Origin of the sequence: Mesorhizobium qingshengii (assembly GCF_900103325.1) — a bacterium.
Lineage (GTDB): Bacteria > Pseudomonadota > Alphaproteobacteria > Rhizobiales > Rhizobiaceae > Mesorhizobium > Mesorhizobium qingshengii.
The window spans coordinates 70158-91249 of the sequence record NZ_FMXM01000017.1; the positions used below are offsets into that span (position 1 = coordinate 70158).

Genomic DNA, 21092 nt, shown 5'->3' on the forward strand with positions numbered 1-21092 from the left:
CTGACGGCAAAGCCCAGCGAAACGATCGGCCGTTACATGCGCGAAAACGGCTGGTCGGCCGCGTTCAGGAAATATTGCAGGGCTACGGTCGGAGTCAGATAATCCGGCCGACCACACTAAACCATTGATTTTATTATCTACGCATTGCGCTTTTTGTCTTAAATTCATTAGAACTAATGTAGAGAAAAGTAGATTAGCTGGAGCGGCAAATAGGTAAAATTTATATCACTTTGAAACATACTAAATATAGTCTTTTACAAACATATTTCTTCGTCTTATCTTTGTACTTCGCGCTAAGGTATAACGAGCGCCTAACCCAAGTCCTCACCCGACGGTTGCAGGGCATGGATGGTTGCGCCGTGGCCGCAAGGGAGGTGGGGGATGATCGCTTTCAAACGCGATACGAGTGGCTTATATCTGGCTGATACCCCTGCCAATGCCCGCGTCGCTTTCCTGTTCCAGGATCAGTCTCGCGCTGACCCGACCTTCGATCTTACCGCCCAGAATTGGGTCGACCCAGGCCAGCTTGGCTACATCGCCTTCTTCGTCCCATCGGCAACACGCGACTGGGCCGCTTTCGAGGCCGGCGTCCGCAAGGCCTTCGCTGCCAATACCGGTAGTCAGATCGGCTGGTTCCACGAGCCACTGAGCATCACGCCGGTTCTGGTCTCGGTCACCGGCCAAGGCACGTCGTCACCAACAGTGGCGGAATCCTTCTCGCTGACATTCCGGCAGAGCGTGACGTGCCAGGTCCAGCCGGATCTGTTCGGACTGTCGACGACCGTGCTGTTCGACGACGCTTCCAACAGCCTGCAGATCGCCAACAGCCAGCCGCCGGCCACACTGCTCTTGACGGCGACGCCGCCAGCCGGCGCTACCGTCACTTTCCAGTCGCAAGCGTCATTCGCGAGCCTGGCGCTTTCCGGGCCGTTCGCCGGCACCGCCAGCACAGCGTTTGAACTAGCAGCCGCCGATCTCGTCCAGTTCGAAGGCGGCATGATGTATTTCAGCCCGCCGGTCGATGGCGGGCTGGTCAATGCCTTGAGCTATCCGGTTTTTCGCGGCGCCGGCGGCTCGACGACGCCATTCGGCTTCAATGTGACGCTTGACGTGCTTGGTCCTCTCGATGCGGCGCGCAGCTTCTTCCAGTTCACCGACCCGCTGCTCGGCTCCACCTTCGTCACCGCCAATGGCAAACCGTTCGCCCTCAATACCGTCAACACCGGCGATATCGCCACGGCGAGCCGCCTCGTCTTTGCCGGCCGTCCGCAACAATCGCCAAGCGAGCAGCGCTATTACTATCTGACACCAGCGGGACAGTTCGGTCTGGCGCTCGACACCGGCGCCAGCCAGGCAGCCGCCGCGGCAGACGAAACGGTGCAGATGCTGTGCGGCGTCACCGGCACCGAGTTCGTGACCGTCACGGTTGGCCAGACACCGGACAAGCTCGAATTCGTGCCGGCCCAGCCGGCCTACCTCATCGCGCCGGCGCAGGATTCGCCTACCAATCCGGCTTTTCTCGACGCCACCGTGACAACTTCATGGGCGAAGCTTGTCTCCGAGCAAGGCACTTACGTATCGCAGCCGGAACGCGCGCCACTCTACAAGCAGCCCGACAGCTCGGCCGCAATGCTCGCCGGCGCGGCACCTGCCTCCGGCCTCACCGTCTATCTCCTCAATTATTTCCACGTTCCGTCATGGACTGATGCCGGAAGCGCGCCGGCCGTACCGCTCGTTCCGTATGCCGGGCTCGATTTCTCGACCAATCCCAACCTGAAAGCCACCGCCTATCTCGACATGGAATCGCGCGCGCTGAACCCCAGGCGCGCCGCCGGTTTCATTCCAGCACCAAAGCAGCGCAGCGCGCCAAAGGCCGCCGCTGCCGATTCAAGCGTGTTGGCGATGACGCCGCAAGGCATGTTGGCCGAGCTTGCCGGCAAGCCGCTGGCATGGACCGGGCTGCAGATGGCGACGAGTGCGGCCGGGACCCTCGAATTCGAGGCCATGGGTCCGTCGATCTGCAAAGCCGTGCAGCAGAACCAGATCTTCACGGTGGTCAGCGAGAATCCGGCAAACGCCGATCCGCTTGGCACCGGACAGGCGCTGTTCGATTTCACCAATGACAAGCTCGAGATCGGCGACTGGACGTTCGACCTATCGCCGGGCGGCCTCTCGGCACCCGACCGCACACCGCCGATCTTCATGATGAAGTTCTATCCGGGCGAGACGATCGAGCAGCTGGTCGCCGACACCAGGCTGTGGTCGCAGCCCGACACCTTCAACAAGACATTCACCGCAGCCGCGACGCAGACCTATCTTCAGACGCTGATCGCCGACGCGAAGGCCTCGGTATTCCCCAATGGCGGTACCCAGCCCGATACGACCTCGCTTTACTGGACGTTCTACCAGACGGTCACCGATACGACATTCAACGGCGTTCTCGCCGTAAACTGCAACATGCAGCTCGATGAACTGCCGACCGCCGTGCGCGCCGTGCTCGGCGGCATGACGGATCCGGGAATAGCCGGCTTTCGCGTCCATCACGTCGGCATCGCCATCAACAACACCGATGCCGACCCGTTACAGACCGCGCCCAAGCTGGCGCAAAGCGCGACCTTCGCGCTGGTCGATTACGAGAAGACGGCGAGCAAAACGGCGGCGGCTGCCGGTATCGACATCGACTATGGTTTCGAGGTCGAATATCTGCGCGCTCTGTTCACCAATTCCGAGCTGCGCAGCTTCGCCTGCGAGATCAACCTCACCATCAACGATCTGTTCAAGACCGGCGTCAATCTCGATGCCGGGCAGAGCACGGCCAGAAATGCCGACGGTGACGGCAATGTCATCGCCATCATGGGCTCCTACCAGGCACATGGCACCAGCGGCGACGACACGAGTTCGGGACAGGGCGTCTATTCCTTCGTCGCCCAGGGCGAATTCGTCTTCAATTTCACCGGCGACAGCGGCAAGGCCAACAACAAATATCTCAAGCAGATCACACTGACGAAACTGCAGTTCTCGTTCGACGATGAAACCGCGGCAACGCCGCCAAATGCCGACACCACCCATATCAGCGCGCATTTCGCCATCTGGGGCGACATCGAATTCAACGAATTCCAGGTGCTCGACCTGTTTGCGTTCGAGAAGCTGGCCTTCTCCAATCTCGGCATCGACGTCGGGTTCGACCTGACGATCCCGGCCAGCGGACAGCCATCGACCAGCACGCCGTCGCTCACCTTTTCGCCGGGCGACCTGCGGCTGGATCTGGGCGCGACCGAGAAGCGCAGCGGTGCGGCCAGCCTGCTCGACCTGATCCCGTTCAAGCTCAAATCATTCCTCTATTCGGGCGAGGCCGACGAGACCATCGAGAGCCTGAACTACTATTCGCTGGGTTCGTTGCCGGGCTTGGCGGAAAACGGCATCACGCTGCAGGACAAGTTCAACTATGCGTTGATCTTCGACCTCGATCTCGGTTCGATGGGCGGGCTGGTCGGCTCGCTCTCGGCCTTCAAGTTCAGCGTGCTGATCGGCTGGCTGAGCCCGGAGGACGGCGGCGGCCTCGCCTTCGGCATCCAGCTGCCGCAGGTCGACGGCAAGCTGGAAATCAAGATCGAGGGTGTGCTGACCATCTCGATCGAGCAATTCAATCTCGAATACGCCACCGATGGCGAGCCCAAGATGCTGGTGCTCGGTATGCACAATTGCTTCATCGAGGTGCTGGGCCAGCGGCTGCCGCCGGACGGCACGATCAGCATCGGTCTGTTCGCGCCGACCGAGGGGGCCGACCAGATCGGCTGGATCGGCGCCTACAATCAGGGCAAGGACGGCGGTGGCGGTGGCGACACGCAGGAAAAACTGGCAGCGCCCGTGCCGGCCAAGATCGGCGCGGTCAGCGACGTCTTCGAACTGGTCTATCTCGGCGTCGGCCAGCGGGTCGGCCCCGACCCGACCAAGCCGCCGGCCAATTTCGATGCCTTCCTGAAATTCATGCAGGGCGACTTCTGGGATAAGCTGAAGGACAAGAAATTCTCAGACATCTACCACCCTGACGGCAAGTGGATCTTCGTCACCGACTTCACGCTGCTCAAGGTGCTGCAGGTCGGCTTCGTCTTCTATGACGTGACGCCGTTCTACGCGCTGTTGCTCAGGCTCACGGGCGGCGCCGGCAAGGGCGCCGAATTCGAAATCGTCTACACTAAGATTTCCGACACGATCGGCAAATTCGCCGCCGTATTCAGCCTGCCGGACAGTTTGCGCACCTTCCAGGTGGGTGCTGCTTCGCTGACGCTGCCGACGCTCAGCGTCGACGTCTACACCAATGGCGACTGGAAGGTCGATCTCGGCTTCCCGGACGGCGACAATTGGAGCGTCTGCTTCCAGGTGCAGGCGCAGGCCGGTCCGATTCCCGTGACCGGCTCCGGCGGCTTTTACATAGCCAGCCTGAGCTCGGCCACCGACCCCGACGTGTTCAAGGGTACCTACCAGAGTATCCTGGCCTTCGGCTTTGCGGCGCGGCTGGGCGTCGGCAAAGACTTCACCGCCGGGCCGCTGAAGGCAGGCGTCAGCGTCACGTTCTTCGGCATCATACAGGGCGCGGCCGGCTATCTCACCAGCGGCGGCGGCGACCTCGCCAAGAAGCCGGACGCGCTGTCGCTGCAGGGCCAGTTCGGCATTATCGGCGAGCTCTACGGCTCGCTCGACTTCATCATCATCAAGGCCAGCGTCAATGTCCGGCTCGAAGCCTCGATCGGCATCATCCTGGCGCTGGAACCGCCAAGCGTGCCGGGCGGCGGTGGCGGTTCGATCCTGCTCTACATCGAGGCCTCGGTCAGCGTCAGCGTGAGGGTGGAAATCAACCTCTTCCTTTTCACCATTTCCATCAGCTTCAGCTTCAACGCCTCGTTCCGTTTCGAATGGCAGCTGGCCGGTTCCTCGCAGCAGGCCCAGATCGAAGGCTTTGCGCGGTTAAGACAGCGATTGCTCGCAAGCGCCGCGCCAAGTGTTGGCCTGTTGCCGAACCTGCCGAAGGGCCTGCCGATCCTGTTCCTGCCGGAGCTGACGGTGGTGTTTCCCGACGCGACCAGCAATGGCGCGCCATGGGTCGTGACCTCGCTCGGCGTGCAGTATGACGACAACCCGTCGCAGAACCCGACCTATGCCGACTTCAAGCCGTTCGAGGCGGTGACGACGCAGCTCGCCACTTTCGCGCTGATGCACGCGCTGAACCTGCCGGCCTACAATTCCGTCGTTCAGCTCGAATCCGATCCGACCAGCGGCGCGCTCGGATTGAAGGACATAGACAGCGATCCGGAAGCGTTGACCGGCTGGATCGACTACCCGACGGTGCTCAGCCAGCTCGCCAATTTCAGCGCCACGCTTGCCGTGCCGGCCGGCCCTGCCAAGGTTAGCGCGAGCGTCTTTCCGATGCCGCCCTTCCTCAACCTGGCCACCACAGGGCGCACGGACGGCAATGGCAATGCGCAGGAATTTGCCTATCAGTTCGAGGCGAAGAACCCGGTCTCGCAGACCTACCTGCAGACGGTCGACACCTATTTCAATCAGTTGTTCGTCAACCAGACCTCGAACCCAAGCTCCGCCAACCCGATCGGCGGCACAACGCCTCTGTCGCAGGAGATCTTCCTCGATTACTTTAAGGGGTTGATCCGTGGCGCGGCGCACGAGCTGCTGGTCACGATGCAGAATGCCGGGCTGACCTCGTCGCCACTCGACAAGCTGTTCACGGCGGCGGTTGCAGCACCCACACCCGGCGCGCAGACCCGCTTTCAGGGTCTCGCCGGGCAAATGTCGAGTGCGTTCCGCGGCGGCGTGCGCCTGCCTTACACCGCCGGCCTCACCGTGCCTGGCGGAACCGCGCTGAACACAACCAACCCGCTGTTTGCGCTTTTGTGGCAGGAGTTCCCCGCCGGCGGCTTCGCCGCGAACGACAAATACTCCATTACGCTGAGCAATCCCGACGCGACACAAGATTGGCTGAGCGTCAACGCCTCGTTCTGGCTTACCAAAGACGTCCTCGGCCCCTATCTCGTCCTCACCGAAGCGTCGATAACAGCGCCAAGCAGTCCGACACCAATCGCGCTCAGCTCGACCGGGCCGCAATCCTTCGCGCTGGAGAACGCCATCGCCTGGACGCCGCCAAGCGCGGCGCCGCTCAGCCTGCGGCCGTTCGCGCCCAGCCTGGGGAAGTTGCAGGCAAACGAAGGAACATCAGCTATTCCCGTGCTGGTGAAATCGCGCCAGGCGCAAGGCGCCTATCTGCCGGATGGCACTCCGCTACCTGCCGGCGACATCACTTTCGCCACCAGCATCACGCTCACGGTCAAGCAGATTCCGGGTGCTGCGCAAGGCAGCATGCTGCCCGACGTCTACGCGCTGTCCGGCGCCAGCCAGGCGGACGAAGCGCTGCTCGGCAGGATCCTCGACGATCTCAGAGGCGGCGACCGTCCGGTCGCTGCGATCCAGATCCTGTACCAGACGGCGGCGGGCGCGCCCGGCCTCGTGTCCGCCGCGGTCGACCCCGATGCGGTCTTTGCGCTGCGCACCAACACCACGACGGTCTCGCAACCGCCGCAAGGGCTGATGGGCTTTGCGCTCGGCCTGCCGGCGGGTGTCTCCGTCGGCGCCAGCACCGACATCAGCTCGGACGGCGGTTACGGCTTCCTGCAGATCATCCAGCAGGCGACGGTCACCAATGCGTCGGGCTACTATCTGCGCTTTGTCGACAAGACCGGCAATTCGCTGCCGACGGCGCTGTTCGTCAAGGGCGTCGCGCAGGTGACGATGCTGGTGACCTACAAGCCTGGCAGCGGAGCCAACCAGAACGGATCGCCGCTCGCCATTCAGTCCTACTTCAATGCGGTCGTGCTGACTGGCACCGAGAATGGCCTCGTCTACTATGCCGAGACAGCCGATCCGTCGCTGGAGACTCGCTATGTCAAGGTTGCCGCCGGCACGTTCGGCGTCGAGTTGACGCGCGCCGAGAGCGTCATGCAGTTGCAGGCACCTGCAGCCCTCGCCAAGGCCGGGCTGCTCGCCAAGGCGACGACTCATTCGCGCGGTGATGTCATCGCGGCGCTGCGCGCCTCCGGCGTCGCCGACGATACGGAACTCCACCAAGCCCTGGTCGCGGCGGGCGACGCGAAGGCGTCGGTCAACGCGCTCTACAGTCTCGTCACCTATCAGATCCAGGCGACGACGGGCTTCAGCTTGAGCAATCTGTCGGCGCCGATCCAGCCGCAAAAACACGACCAATCCAGCACCACCGGCACCTACCGTGTGTTCGCGCCGCTCTACAATGTCGCCACCGAAAATGCCGGTTCGGCCACGCCCAACCGCTACGCTTCGGTCAACGACAAATTCACCCTGTCGTTCTTCGTCAACGATGCGTTCGGCAACCAGCTGCCGACGCCGGCAAGCTACAGCGACACCAATCTCTATTTCGATCCGATCGTGCCCGTCGACCAATGGCCGGGCATCCTGCCGACCTATGGCTTCGACGGTTCGACGGCGAATACGGTCGAGATCGTGCTGACGCCCAGCCAGGCGGCCTTCAGCGGTATGTCCGCCGACCAGAAGGCGGCGGCTCTCGCCAACTACCGCACCATAGAGGACCAGATTACCGGCCCTGGCGTCTCGTTCTATGTCGAGACCAGTCTTGCCCTGCAGGCCGACGGCAGTAGCTTTGTCAGTTTCCAGGTCTCGGCAACCGACACGAACAAGGTCACCGGCATGGTCGCCGACCTTGTCAACTGGCTGGCGGGGCTCAGCACGAACTTCCCCGGCGCCGTGACAATCTCGATGCATGTGAGAGGACCCGGCGCCTTGCCGCCGCTGTTCGAGATCGTCGTGCTGTTCGGCATTACCCGCGATGTCAATCTGATCTCGCCCTATCTGAAGGACCAGTTCGGTACGGTCTTGGTGCCGTCGGCACAGAATGTCGCGACCGGGTTCGTGCCTGCGACAGGCGGCGCCAGCGCCATATCGCAATTCGCCGCCGACTTCACCGGCGCCTTCCCGGCGCAGAAACTCGCCATCGGCATGAACGGCGCCGAGGCATCGTCGCAGCAGCAACTGTCGAGCACGGCCCTGTCGAGCACCGGTTTGGCGCGCAAGCGGCTGAAGTCCTTGAAGCTCGCCCATGACGGTTCGGGCGGCGCACGAGCCGGTTCGCAATCGCTGTGGGCTGCGGCCGCCTCGCTGCTCGACATCTCGATCGGTGCTGCCGGAGGCGGTCCGCGGTTCCTCTCGCCAAAGCCGCTCGACAATGTGCTGAACAGCGCCAGCGTTGCCCTGCCGACGCTGTCCTCCAAGTTGCCGGCGCTGCCGGCGCAGCAGCTGTTCATCGATACTGATCTCGACCAGCTCAACCGCAGCTTCTTCCAGGCGGTCGACGAGGTGTTATCGCCTGCATCGGCAGCCATGGCCTTCGAACTTGTTTCGGACGCCTATGACGCGATCGCGCTCGGCCGTGAAACGCTGGCGCAGAAATATTCTCAGTATGAGGTGGACTGGCTGTTCGGTCCGCAATCGCCATTCACCGGCACGACGGCCGCACTTGGCGTCGCGCAGGATGTGTTCGAACAGCAGATGCGCGCAGCGCTGATGACGGCCTATTCGGTCGACACGATCGTGCAATACGACGTGACCTGGAACCAGTCGGTGTCGGCTGCAGCCGATGGCAACATCGAACTGTTCGGCCAGATCGAAGCGTTGCTCGCAGGAGACTACAACTGGAGCGGCGTCAGCCTGTCGGCGACGACCAACAACCCGCACGGGCTGACCGATGGCAGCCGCGTGTTGATGATATTCCAGGCGAGTTCCGGGCAGTTGCCGGACAATGGCGTCTATGCCGTCACCGTCACCGGCGATACGACCTTCACGATAACGACCGCCGCCAGCGGCTCGGGTGCCGGCACTTTCTCGGCCACGCAGCAGAATGCCGGGTTGTCGACCGCCCATGTCGGCATCGTGAGCACGGGCGCAAGCCCGCTTACCTTCCTCTATGGTGACCCGGATGCCGGCGCTGCGGCAGTGGTGCCGTTCGACCTGCGCTTTGCCATCACCAATCTGCAGTTCTTCCTGGCGCCGGCGGGCGCACCCGACGAGGCACGGCCCTCGATCTGGCTGCAGCTTGTCGATCCCTATCCGCAGGGCGTGCCGCATGTCGGACCGGCCGGCGTGTTGACCAAGATCCCGGTGGTGTACCGTCAGTATCCGACACCGCCGACATTGATCAGCCAGACCTGGTCCGGCTTCACGCCGACTTCAGGCTCCGGCAATCCGATCGCCGACGGCGCCGACTGGAGCTGCCTCTATACCTACCAGGCTTTCCTGGTCGCGCAGGACCAGATCAACACCGCCGTCACCTACAACACCGATCTCAGTGCTGCGTCGAATACGCCACCCAACCTCCTCGGCTCTGCCGGCCCCAGCGGCCCGTTAAATCTGTTCACTGCGCTGGCGCGCACCTCGGCCGTCTATGGTGCCATCGGCCCGGTGCTGCGCAATCCGGCCGATCCGGCCTGGGCCGACGCGGTGGCCGCCTTCGCCACCGCCATTGGCGAGGTGACGGCAAACAAGGATTGGAGCCCGGGCGTCAACCTCGCCTTCGCGCAAGGGCTGGTCAATGTCACCGACAATTATGTCGTCACCGACACGCTGCAGGCGGACGGAACGACACGCCTGATCGACCTGCAATGGCCGGCGACGCAAGGTGAATCGAGCTTCGCCAATGTCGCGCTCACCGTCACCGCTCTCGATCCGTCCAACCTGACGCCGTACCCGAACCAGCATCCGGTCCAGCCGCCGCCGGCGGACGGTCTGCAGTTCGAGGTCGACAATGCCCCGCCCGGCAATTTCGGCGTCGCGCACACGATCGAGGTCGACGCGCTCAACGTGCTGGCGGCCGAAAATGCGCTGGCATCGGTGCAGATCGAGCGCAACCTGATCATGCTTGAAGCCGCCAACAACACGGCGTGGCAAGTTGTGCCGGAGTTCGTCTACAAGACCCCGCAGGTTCGGCCGAGCCAGCCGGTGACGCCGTTCATCGACAATGCGACGCCGATCGATGTGACGACACTGCCAGGCCAGGGATCGGGCACGGCATGCCCGGCATCGCCGTCGAGCCTGTGCCAGCGCATCTACACCGTCATGGCCGCCCTGCTGGCCGACCCCGCGCAGCAAAAGTCACTGCTTGGGGCACATGCGGCGGCCAACGTTAGCAGCGGAACGACAAGGCGGGTCAAGGTCGCCTGCTCCTATCAGTTCCCCTTCCCCGCCGTTGCCGGCGGCGCCTTCGACGGTGCCTCGATAAGTCCGCTGGTTCCGATCGTACTGGCCAGATCCTTCGAGATCGACGGGCAAGAGACGGCGCAGCTTGGAGATTTCGCGACGCTGTTTGCCGAGGCGATCGCCAACTGGGCCTCCGACAACAGCATCGTCTTCGGAGACAATGCCGAGCCGGCGGGTGCGAGACTGGTCTTCGACATCACGCTTTACGCAGCGCTCAGCGGCGTCAACACGCCGGTTCTGCGCTTCAGCAACCTGCAACTGAACCTGACGGACATCGATGCGAGCTGACCGCCTCAAGGCGGGCAGTTGCGGCGGTGTCACGCGACACATGACTGGAAAGGAGGGAATTTTTCGAAACCAGAGTTCGGGCCAGACCGGCAACCGGTTCTGGGCGATCCGACTATGAAACTAGCCGAAAGAGCGACGGCACGCTTCGACCAGCAGGTCCGCCGCTCTGCAGAATATATTCAGGAATGACAGTCCGAAACCGCAAACCGCGAGGGAAATCCATGGCAACGGCCCCAAAATACAACATTATCGGCGCTAACCAATCCAATGCGAGCTGGGATGGCTCGCCGACCACGCTGGCCTACCGCGAAAGCGCGACGATGCCGCAGACGACCAATGGATCGATGGTCCTCGCCTATCAGAATACCGCTTCGCTCAACAATGCAGGCAAGCTGGCGCTGACCTCGGGCGGTTCGCAGCCAACGTTCCTGGTTGCTCCGGCACTACTCTCGCAGCCCAGCATTCTCGTCAATAATTGGCAGGCCAACAATCTCAACGTCACCAATGTCAGCGTTGCGGCCGCGACGCCGATCTGGATCGAGGCCTTCGGTCCCGGACTGCCGGGCCAGAAGCCGGTGGCGCTTGCCATCAACACGGCGCTGACGCTGAAGCCGGGCGGCATCGCGCAGGGAACATCGACGCCCAACTGGATGCAGCTGACGCTGGGCACGAACACCGGCCAATTGATCATCGTTGCCCTCGTCGGCGGCCCGCAGGACGCGACAGGCAACAACGCCTACGCCATCGCGCTGAACTCGCCAGCCGGCAACACCGGCCCAGGTACGGGCACGCCGGCGCCGCAGGGCTATTACGCGACGACGGGCGGCAACAACTATTCGTTCGAATTCAACTGGGGCTCCTCGGTTGTCTACGTCGCGAACATGTCGCCTTCGACGGCATCGTCCCTGACGGCGGAACTCTTGTCTCTGTGACCTGAAGCGTGGGAGCCGGCGGTATCAGGCCGGCTCCCACATCGACGCCAACGAAAAGGAGGACAACCCGACATGAGCGACCTCGTCCCGGCGGGCACGGTGAACGCGGCCTGGAACGGCCAGCCCCAGACTCTGGCGGTGCGCGGCAACGTGACTATGCCGCAGACGCCAAACGGCTCTCTCATCGTCGGTTACTTCAACCAGTCGCAGCAAAACAACGCCGGCAGGCTGGCCTTGACCTCCGGCGGCAGCGATCCGACATTCGTCCCGGTTCCGGCACTGGCACGGATGATCAGCATCCTGACTGCGAACTGGCGGGCCAACAACCTGAACATCACCAATGTCAGCACCAATGCCGCGACCCCGATCCTGGTCCAGGCGTACGGCCCCGGTATCCCCGGCATGCAGCCGGGTACGCTGACGATCGGGACGCCAGTCCAGCTGGCGATGCGGCAGGCGGTGCAGGGAACAACGACGCCCAATTGGATGCAGCTGGAATTCTCCTCGAGCACCAGCAATCTGGAGGTGGTCGCGGTCGTCGGAGGCCCGCAGGACCAGTCCGGCAACAATGCCTATGTGATAGCGCTCAATGCGTCGGGGGGCGACACCGGGCCACCGCCTTTGCCGCCTCCGCCGGCCGGCTTTTATGCCACGGCTGGCGGCAATAAATACGCGCTGCCCTTCAATTGGGGGGCAGCGACGGTCTATGCCGTCAATCTCTCGCCAAAGACCGCATCGCCGGTAACGGCCTTGCTGCAATCACTGTAGAATTGCCCTAGAAGGACTTTTCCGCCACGCTTGACGCCATCGTGGCTGCTCTCTTGAAATGGAAGTCATGCCGCCTTCTGATCTCATCAGCCTGGGCCAACCTCCGGCGACGATCGACTGGAATGGCTCACCGACGACGCTTGCCGTGCAGCAGCGTGCGGTGATGGCGCAGACATCCAATGGCTCGATGATCCTGGCCTTTCAGAACATCTCGGAGATGAACAACGCCGGCAAGCTGTCCTTGACGAGTGGCGGCAGCCAGCCGCAGTTCCTGGTTGCCCCGGCCTTGGCCTTGCAGCCGACCATACTGATCAACAATTGGCAGGCGGACAATCTGAACCTCGCCAACATCAGTGCCAATACCAACACGCCGATCTGGATCGCGGCTTTTGGACCATGTTTGGGTTCGCCACCGCAGACCTTGCCGACCAACGGGGATGTCGTCCCGGTCGCGCTCTACACCGCGCTGAAAGCGACCACTGACCCAAACTGGATGCAGCTCGGTTTCCAGGCGAACTCGGGCGGTCTTTGCCTGTTCGCCATCATCGGCGGCCCACAGGACGCAAACGGCAACAACGCCTATGCGATCGCGTTGAATTCGCAGTATGGCAATACCGGCCCCGGCACCGCCAAACCGGCCCCGCCCGGCTACTATGCGACGACCAGCGGCAACAGCTATTCCTATGAATTCAACTGGGGAAGCTCTCTGCTCTTCGTCTACTATTTCGGCAGCGGCTCCGTCCTGGCCGATGTTCCAAAGGCTGGGGATGCACCCCCCACGGTGACATTGGGATCGATGTGACCGGGCATCGTCGATTGCGGAATCCGCACAATATTTGCACACGGCGGAAGGTCGGCCGAATGTGCTCCCGTCTACAGTTAACCAACAGTGCTTGGATCGAAAAGCCAAGTCTTGCCGGAAGGAAGGGCTCGCAAGAACTTTCGTGCCGTGCCAAAACACCGGGTATCAATAGACCGGGAAGCGGAGGACTTATGGGACTTGTGACGCTGGACCATTTCGCCGGGTGCGTCGGAAATGCGTTCGACATCGACATGGGGGAGAGTTCGCTGCCCCTGACGCTGTCGGAGGCCCGGCCGCTGCCGGAGACCGGCTTTCCCGGAATGCGGCGATCGCCTTTTTCGCTGATGTTCCGAAGCGGATCGCAAATCGTGCTGCCGCAGAAGCTCTACAGACTGAAAAACGCGACCCTCGGCAATTTGGAAATATTCCTGGTCCCTGTCGCCAGGGACAAGGAAGGCATCGTCTATCAGGCGATCTTCAATTGAGGCGACAACGCTAGCGGTTGGGAAGAAGAGCCAGCCGGTCAGACGGTCGACCACTGCATCCCGATATGAGTATCGGTAGCATCGACTTCGTGAAAATGAAGGCGGTGGTAGAGAGCCTGCGCGCGAATGTTGCGCCGCTCAACATGCAGGAAGACGCTTGATGCCGAACAGCTTTGCGCCTGGCGTTGAATTGCCTTCAGCACGGCGAGCCCTCGGCCGCGATCGCGATACTGCGGCAGGAAACCTATATCGATGATATGCCAACGCTCGGCACTTGTATCGACATAGAGCCGTCCGATCGCCTTGCCCTTGTCCTGCAGTATCAGGAAATCGGCGTTTGCAAATACGCTGACATAGTGGCGATGCTGAAGGTTGAATTGCCCGTCGATGAACGCCCGTTTCATCTCCTGCAGCCACGGTACGGGTTCCATTTCCTCCATGCGGAATGACCAGTAGAGCTGGCGCAGAAATGGAATGTCCGCGAGCGTCGCGCTGCGGAACGCGCCACGCGGAAAGCCCAGCCGAGAGTTTTCGCCGGCAGGAAATGCCGGCAGCGCTTCTGCTTCGATCGAGACCATCAACCGAACGACGGATAGACCCCCGACATCGCTATACTGTAATTCAGCGCGAGGTAAGGCTGGCGATTCTCGTGCGGCTGACTGTTCCCGGTAATGCCGAGCATTGTGGGCAGGAATTGCGCGTTCGCCTCCGCGTTGGCCACAAAAGGACTGGTGCTTCCCGGCGGGGCCAATGAATTGCCGGCAGAGGGCGCCCCCGTTTTCTTGGCCAGATCCGGCTGGTTGTATATTGTGAACTGATGCATGTGCGCCGGCATTTGCGCCACCGTCAGCGTCTCACTGATTGCGCCAAACGTCTCGCCGATAGTGCGGCCTGAAAGCCCGGGGCCTGTGCCTTGGTTGCAGCCGGCGCGGTTGGTAAAATTGGGCAACTGAAAGGTGGTTGTGCCATTGCCGCCGTAATTGGTGCCAAGCAACGAGAACAGCGCCGAATATTGCTGGATCGGAACAACGGCGCCATTGCAGGACGCCCACCCGAGCGGAGCGAAGCTGAAGCCGAAGACCTGTATCTCACCGAGGAAGGGCTCAGTCATTGGAATGTCCTTGCGATCTGGATGGCGAACCGGTTTCCATAAACAATCCCGAGCGCTGGGCTCAGCCCTGCGATGGGTAAATTCCCGCCCATGCAATGCAGAACTGCACTGTCAGGGTCGGCATTGTGTTGTCGTGCGGCGAGGTCCCGCCGACACTCTGCGTCGATTGTGGGGCGGTGACATAAGGCGTCGCGCCGGCAATATCGGTCACATACATGGTGTCGTTTGAGACGGCACCAAGTTCGGCCGTCGTGTTGACCGATTTTCCATCGGCGCTCGACGTGGTCGCGGTCATCGAATGATTGTGCTGCGGCATCTGCTGGGGGAGCAGTGTGACGTTCTCGCTGCCAGCCACCTGGCCCAGGACATAGGTCGAAAGGCCAGACCCGGTGCCCTGATGGATGGGCACACGACCGGACAGACTGGGCACGGCGAAGGTAGACTGGCCATCGCCGCCATAGGTGGTGCCGATCAGTGTAAACAACACCTCATATTCCGAGATGGGATACAGCCCCCCGTCGCAGGCGAACCAACCGTTCGGCACGCGCGAAAACCCGAACATGCGGATCTCTCCGACAAAGGGCGTGGTCATCGATGGATCTCCTCCGGGCAGTAATTTGGCGGGCAGTGATTTGGCGTGCAGTGATCTGACGATGGCTCGCAGGCGTCAGCTGCGTGACGGGAATATCCCGGTCATCGCGATGTTGTAGTTGATGGTCTCGTAGGGCTGTATGTTCGGGTGTGGCTGGTTGCCGCCGACATAGGTGACGGTCGGAGCCGCAAGTGGAACCAGACGGCCATTCGGCGCGGCATAGATGGCATTTGTGGTGGTGCCATAGAGCGCATCGCTGGGATTGCGCGCCGCACCCGCTGCAGTGGTTGCGTTGCCCACATGGTTGTGGGCCGGCAGTTGCTGAGACAGCAGCGTGACGTTTTCAACGCCGCCGGTTTCACCCCACTGATAGGCTGATGGGTTCCAGTTCGGATCGGCGGATGGGCCAAAGCCGACCGGGGTGCGGCTGCGCAGGTCGGGCAGGGCGAAGGTCGTTGTGCCATTGCCGCCATAGGTGGTGCCGAGCAGCGAAAACAACGCCTGGTTTTGAGCGATGGCGATTATCGAGCCATTGCAAAAGGCGAAGCCCTTTTGCGCGAACCCGAACCCCGTCATCATTATCTGCCCGAGGAAATATTCGGCCATTAGCTCCCCCTAATATTGTTCAGCAAGTTCGTTGAATTCATCATTGCTCATAAACCAGAGATTCTGCAAGCGGAGTTTTTCTACATGGTAGACATGGTGAAGACTGTATGATTTACTTTGCCTCCCAAACCGATGGGGATAATCGCACTCGGATTCTGCGTCAGCTAAAGATTTGATCGGTCTATATTTTTCGCTTCGACACCAAAGCGTATCGATTGGCGGCACGGGGGGCATGCATTGGATCGGACTGTAAAGTATTGGGCCGAGCGTTCGGACGCGCTTGCCAGCAGGTTCCTGCTGTGGGTTGCCATGCTTGCGTTTCTTGGCATGGCTGCCTTGGCGCCATCCGAGGCACAGGCCGCGCCATCCCTGGGCTGCCCCGCCCCGATAACGTTTACCGTGGCATCCGGCGGCTCTCATCAGATCGACGCGTCGTCATGCGATCCTTTCGGAACAAACCCGCAGAGCCAGGTGGTGCAGCCGGCACACGGCCATGTCACCATCGACAACCCCTCCGCCGGACTCCTGACTTATGTCAACAATGGCGACGGCGCCCTGTCGGATAGCTTCACCTTTGAAGACGCGTCCGCTGGTGTCGTCACCGTCAATGTCACCGTCTTGCCTGCCAGTTCGCCCATCACCGTCACCCCGGCAAGCCTGCCGACGCCGGCAGTCGGCGTTTTCTACGACCAGACACTTTCCTCCAGCGGAGGCGTGGCGCCCTATACCTATACGTCGGGTGGCGGCAGCTTGCCGCCGGGGCTCAGCCTTGCGCCCAACGGCAGGATTTCAGGCACGCCGACGGGCTCGGGCCCTTACAACTACACTGTGCATGTGGTGGATTCCACGGCCGGCACGCCCCTGACAGCCGACAAAAGCTACAGCTTAAGTGTCGCCGGCCCCACCCTGGTCGTTTCGCCGACCAACCCGCCCGCAGGCGCGGTAGGCTTTGCATACAGCCAGCAACTCAGCACCAGCGGCGGCACCGCGCCCTATACTTACAGTGTCGAGATTGGCCCCCTGCCGGCTGGACTTAGCTTGTCCTCCAGCGGCCTGATTTCCGGAACGCCGAGCGCCCAGGGCACCGTCACATTCAAGGTCAAGTCGCAGGACAGCACGACGATCTCGACCGGCGGCGTCTGGTTCGTCACCCAGGACATAACCGTCGTCATCAATGCGGCTCCGACCATCGTCGTCAACCCCGCCACCGTGCCCGGCGGTACAGTCGGGCTCGCCTACAGCGGCGCGACCATGACCGGCAGCGGCGGCACGGGCCCCTATACATTCACCATCAGCGCGGGATCGCTTCCAGCCGGGCTGACGTTGAACGGGACAACAGGCGCGCTTTCAGGCACGCCAACCGCCGGCGGCACAGTCAATTTCACCGTCCAGGCAACCGATAGCAGCACCGCGCCCGGACCATTCAGCGGCACACGGGCCTATACGCTGACGATTGCCGCGCCGACCATAAGCTTGCCGGCGACGACATTGGCAGATGGCACGGCCGGCAGCGCCTATTCGGCGGCCCTCAATCCGGCGACCGGAGGCACTTCGCCCTACACATATGCAGTGACAGGCGGAGCCCTGCCGCCGGGCGTGGCGCTATCGGCTTCAGGCAACCTTTCCGGCACGCCAAGCGCGGCCGGTAGTTTCAACTTCTCGGTAACCGCGACCGACAGCAGCACGGGCACGGGACCCTATTCGAGTGCGCCGCAGGCCTACACGCTCAACGTCGTCAACATTCCGCCGGTCGCCAACGCAGTGTCGGCCACGGTCGCCTACGACAGCAGCGCCAATCCGATCACGCTCAACATCACCGGCGGCACACCGACATCGGTTGCGGTTGGCACAGCGGCCACCCACGGCACGGCCACGGCCAGCGGCACGACGATCAGCTACACACCCACCGCCGGCTACGCCGGTCCCGACTCATTCACCTACACGGCAACGAATACTGCGGGAACATCCGCACCGGCGACGGTCACCATCACGATCAGCGACCCGACGATCGTTGTCGCGGCATCCGGGGCTTTGACCGCACAAGTTGGCGTGGCCTACACGCAGACCTTCACCGCATCCGGCGGTGCTGCGCCATACACGCTGTCGGTAAGCGGCTTGCCGGCGGGTCTTTCCGCCTCGGGGACCAACAGCGTGACCGTCTCCGGGACGCCGACAGAAGCGGGCAGCTTCGCCCTCAATGTCACAGGCGCCGACAGCAGCACCGGAAATGGCCCCTTCGCGATTGCGCAGCCGTTCACGCTCACTGTCGCTGCGCCAACGCTTTCCATGGCGCCTGCGGCGGGAACGCTTAGTGCCGCCTATGGCGCGGCCTACAGCCAGCTGTTCACGGCGTCCGGCGGCACTGCGCCCTACAGCTACACCGTAAGCGCCGGTGCGCTTCCGGCGGGCCTGGCGCTGGATCTCAATAGCGGGCTGCTCTCGGGAACACCCACCGTAACCGGCCCATTCACCTTCTCGGTCCAGGCAACCGACAGCAGCACCGGCACCGGCGCACCGTTCGCCAGAACGCAAAACTATGTCCTGCAGGTCGGCGCACCGACCATCGCAATCACACCGGCCTCGCTGGCGGATGCGGCCGCGGGGGCTGCCTACACACCCGTTTCCCTTGTCGCATCCGGCGGCGTTGGCCCCTACAGCTTCTTGCTGTCCGCCGGTCCGCTGCCGAATGGCATGTCGCTCACTTCAGCAGGCGTTCTTTCGGGAACGCCGACGCAGTCCGGCACATTTCCGATCACGGTTCAGGCGCAAGATGCCAATGGCCAGACGGGCACCCAAGGTTACAGCCTGCAGGTCCTGGTGCCCGGCCTGACGGTGTCGCCCGCCAGCCTTCCCGGCGGCGTGGCCGGAACCGCCTACAGCCAGACTTTTTCGGCGAGTGGCGGCACCAGCCCGTACAGCTTTGCGCTGACGTCGGGCACGCTGCCCGCAGGATTGACGCTTGCGGCCGGAGCGCTCACGGGCACGCCGACGGTTGCCGGCTCCTTCTCCTTCACCGTGACGGCGACCGACAGCACGACGGGAACTGCGGCGACCGGGTCCCGGCCCTACACGCTGATTGTCGCCGCGCCGACCATCACGCTGGCGCCGGCCACCTTGCCTGCGGGTCAATTCGGCGTTGCCTACAGCCAGACGCTGACGGCCAATGGCGGCACCGGTCCTTACACCTACGTGATGACCGGCACGCCGCCGACCGGAATAACGCTGTCATCAGCGGGCGTGCTTTCGGGCACGCCGGCAGAGTTCGGCTCGTTCAACATCACCGCCACGGCGACCGACAGTCTCGGTTTCACCGGCACGGCAAATTACACGCTGGTGATAGGCAACAACCCGCCGGTCGCCAACCCGGAGACGGCTGAAACGTTTGAAGGGCAGCCCGTGACCATCCACGTCACGGACAACGATACCGGGACCATCACCTCCGTAGCGATTGCCACGGCGCCCGCGCACGGCACCGCGTCGGTGAGCGGCACCGACATCGTCTACACGCCGGGAGCGTCCTTTAACGGATCGGACACGCTGACATACACAGCGACCGGACCAGGCGGAACCTCGACACCTGCCACCGTCACGATCAACGTCAGGCCCCTTCCCGTCCCGGTCGCGCAGCATGTAACGACGGTGTCGGGCAAGGCCGTGGTCGTCGACCTGACCAAGGATGCAGTCGGCGGGCCTTTCACCAGCGCAAGCCTGGTTTCGGTGCCGCCGTCTTCGTCCGGCACCACGGTGCTGAACGGGTTCCAGATGACTTTCACGCCGACGGCGACCTTCCAGGGCACGGAAACGGTAACCTTCACCCTGAGCAACGCCTATGCGACGTCGGCGGTGACGGCGATCACCATCGAGGTCGTCGAGCGTCCAGATCCGACGTTGGACAGCGAGGTCATGGGCATCCTCAACGCGGAGACCGCCGCAACGCGCCGTTTCGCCACCTCGCAGATCGGCAACTTCCAGCAGCGCCTGGAAGGCCTGCATGACGGCGACAATGGCCAGGAACCCACGGATGGCCTGGCCTTCGTCCAGGGCATCGTGCTCTCCTTCGACAGCACCTGCGGCGAAGCCGAACAAGCGGCAAAAGGACCTGATTGCGGTCGCAGCAAGGCGTCCGACCCGAACTGGCCGTTCAAATCGTCCCTCGACGACACCACCACATCGGGCACCCCCGGCGGCTTCGGCACCGGCAGCTTCGGCCACAGCAAGGTAACGATCTGGACCGGCGGCTCGATCAATATCGGCCAGCGTGACGGCAATGACGGCTACAAGTTCGAGACCACAGGCCTCAGCGCCGGCGTCGACTATCGCTGCAGCCGCGCTTTCGCGATCGGTCTCGGCATGGGTTACGGCCGCGATGTCAGCGACGTCGGTGACAATGGCAGCCGCAGCACCGGCAAGGCCTACACGGCGGGTCTCTACGCCAGCTATCATCCCGGCCAGGACTACTTCATCGACGGTCTTATGGGATATCAGTGGCTGTCGTTCGACTCGAAGCGGTACCTGACTTCCGGTGGCGGCTTTGCCAACGGCGAGCGCGACGGCGGCCAGTGGTTCGCCTCGGTTTCGGCCGGCAAGAAGTTCGAGATCCAGGAATGGCAGATCTCGCCTTATGCACGTCTCGACGTTGCCAAGGCGAAGCTGGATGCCTTCACCGAAAGTGGTGATCCGTCCTCGGCCCTGCACTATGGCGAGCAGGACATCAGCACCACCACGGGCAATCTCGGCCTGACGCTCGCCTACAAGTTCGCCGCTGACTTCGGCGTGGTTTCGCCGCAGGTGAGGCTGGAGTACCAGCACGACTTCCAGGGCGACAGTGCGATCACCATGAACTACGCCGACATGTTCGGCGGGCCGATCTATCACACGTCGATCGACGGGCTCGGCAAGGACCGCTTCATGCTCGGCCTCGGGGTGAATGTGCAGACGGCGCAGGACTTCAACATGCGGCTGGAATATCGCGGCCTGTTCGGCAGCGATGGCGATACCGACAACGGATTCCTAGTCAATCTGGGCAAAACGTTCTGATCTTGGGCGCGCCGGAAAACCTGTCGTGCCTCATGTTCACCCTCGCAGCCCAGCGACTGCGAAGGTGTTGTCTTTGTCGGAGCGCGCGTTGCGGAAAGCGGCGGCGACGCCGTAGCCGACGATGTATACATGCGAGAACAACGGGCCGAACCGATAGTTCTCA

10 protein-coding genes are annotated in these 21092 nt (G+C 62.5%); 6 read left to right on the forward strand and 4 right to left on the reverse strand.

Annotated features, from left to right (window positions below; genetic code table 11):
* The first annotated feature begins 381 nt into the window (after positions 1-381).
* The 5 genes from BLS48_RS23980 to BLS48_RS24000 all read left to right on the forward strand — a co-directional run bounded on the left by BLS48_RS23980 (position 382) and on the right by BLS48_RS24000 (position 13583).
* Positions 382-10596, forward strand: a complete 10215-nt coding sequence (locus BLS48_RS23980; protein WP_091583042.1) for a hypothetical protein — start codon at positions 382-384, stop codon at positions 10594-10596.
* A gap of 221 nt (positions 10597-10817) precedes the next feature.
* Positions 10818-11528, forward strand: coding sequence for a hypothetical protein (locus BLS48_RS23985; protein WP_091583045.1), 711 nt, complete (start codon positions 10818-10820; stop codon positions 11526-11528).
* Between the two features lie 72 nt (positions 11529-11600).
* The gene (locus BLS48_RS23990; RefSeq protein ID WP_091583048.1) at positions 11601-12296 is read left to right on the forward strand and encodes a hypothetical protein; all 696 of its coding nucleotides are present in this window, start codon (positions 11601-11603) and stop codon (positions 12294-12296) included.
* 67 nt (positions 12297-12363) lie between these two features.
* Positions 12364-13098, forward strand: coding sequence for a hypothetical protein (locus BLS48_RS23995; RefSeq protein WP_143019492.1), 735 nt, complete (start codon positions 12364-12366; stop codon positions 13096-13098).
* Between the two features lie 191 nt (positions 13099-13289).
* Positions 13290-13583, forward strand: coding sequence for a DUF6916 family protein (locus tag BLS48_RS24000; RefSeq protein ID WP_091583053.1), 294 nt, complete (start codon positions 13290-13292; stop codon positions 13581-13583).
* 38 nt (positions 13584-13621) lie between these two features.
* Here BLS48_RS24000 and BLS48_RS24005 read toward each other — a convergent pair whose 3' ends face one another.
* The 4 genes from BLS48_RS24005 to BLS48_RS24020 all read right to left on the reverse strand — a co-directional run bounded on the left by BLS48_RS24005 (position 13622) and on the right by BLS48_RS24020 (position 15892).
* Positions 13622-14161 carry a GNAT family N-acetyltransferase gene (locus BLS48_RS24005; RefSeq protein WP_091583055.1) on the reverse strand — a complete coding sequence of 180 codons (540 nt, stop codon included), beginning with the start codon at positions 14159-14161 and terminating at the stop codon, positions 13622-13624.
* The gene (locus tag BLS48_RS24010) at positions 14161-14694 is read right to left on the reverse strand and encodes a phage tail protein (RefSeq protein ID WP_091583058.1); all 534 of its coding nucleotides are present in this window, start codon (positions 14692-14694) and stop codon (positions 14161-14163) included. The genes BLS48_RS24005 and BLS48_RS24010 overlap by 1 nt, the downstream gene beginning before the upstream one ends.
* 61 nt (positions 14695-14755) lie before the next feature.
* Positions 14756-15286: a phage tail protein gene (locus BLS48_RS24015; RefSeq protein ID WP_091583061.1), complete on the reverse strand. Its 531-nt coding sequence runs from the start codon at positions 15284-15286 to the stop codon at positions 14756-14758.
* Positions 15287-15361: 75 nt separating this feature from the next.
* Positions 15362-15892 (reverse strand): phage tail protein, encoded by a 531-nt coding sequence (locus BLS48_RS24020; protein WP_091583064.1) that lies wholly within the window; start codon positions 15890-15892, stop codon positions 15362-15364.
* 237 nt (positions 15893-16129) lie between these two features.
* Between BLS48_RS24020 and BLS48_RS24025 the strand changes: the two genes are divergently transcribed.
* The gene (locus tag BLS48_RS24025; RefSeq protein WP_091583066.1) at positions 16130-20929 is read left to right on the forward strand and encodes a putative Ig domain-containing protein; all 4800 of its coding nucleotides are present in this window, start codon (positions 16130-16132) and stop codon (positions 20927-20929) included.
* Positions 20930-21092: the final 163 nt, after the last annotated feature.

Bases quoted from the DNA above. Each gene is read 5' to 3' on its own strand.
- BLS48_RS23980 (WP_091583042.1), top strand. From the start codon at position 382: ATGATCGCTTTCAAACGCGATACGAGTGGCTTATATCTGGCTGATACC.
- BLS48_RS24000 (WP_091583053.1), top strand. From the start codon at position 13,290: ATGGGACTTGTGACGCTGGACCATTTCGCCGGGTGCGTCGGAAATGCG.
- BLS48_RS24020 (WP_091583064.1), bottom strand. From the start codon at position 15,892: ATGGCCGAATATTTCCTCGGGCAGATAATGATGACGGGGTTCGGGTTC.
- BLS48_RS23995 (WP_143019492.1), top strand. From the start codon at position 12,364: ATGCCGCCTTCTGATCTCATCAGCCTGGGCCAACCTCCGGCGACGATC.
- BLS48_RS23985 (WP_091583045.1), top strand. From the start codon at position 10,818: ATGGCAACGGCCCCAAAATACAACATTATCGGCGCTAACCAATCCAAT.
- BLS48_RS24015 (WP_091583061.1), bottom strand. From the start codon at position 15,286: ATGACCACGCCCTTTGTCGGAGAGATCCGCATGTTCGGGTTTTCGCGC.
- BLS48_RS23990 (WP_091583048.1), top strand. From the start codon at position 11,601: ATGAGCGACCTCGTCCCGGCGGGCACGGTGAACGCGGCCTGGAACGGC.
- BLS48_RS24010 (WP_091583058.1), bottom strand. From the start codon at position 14,694: ATGACTGAGCCCTTCCTCGGTGAGATACAGGTCTTCGGCTTCAGCTTC.
- BLS48_RS24005 (WP_091583055.1), bottom strand. From the start codon at position 14,161: ATGGTCTCGATCGAAGCAGAAGCGCTGCCGGCATTTCCTGCCGGCGAA.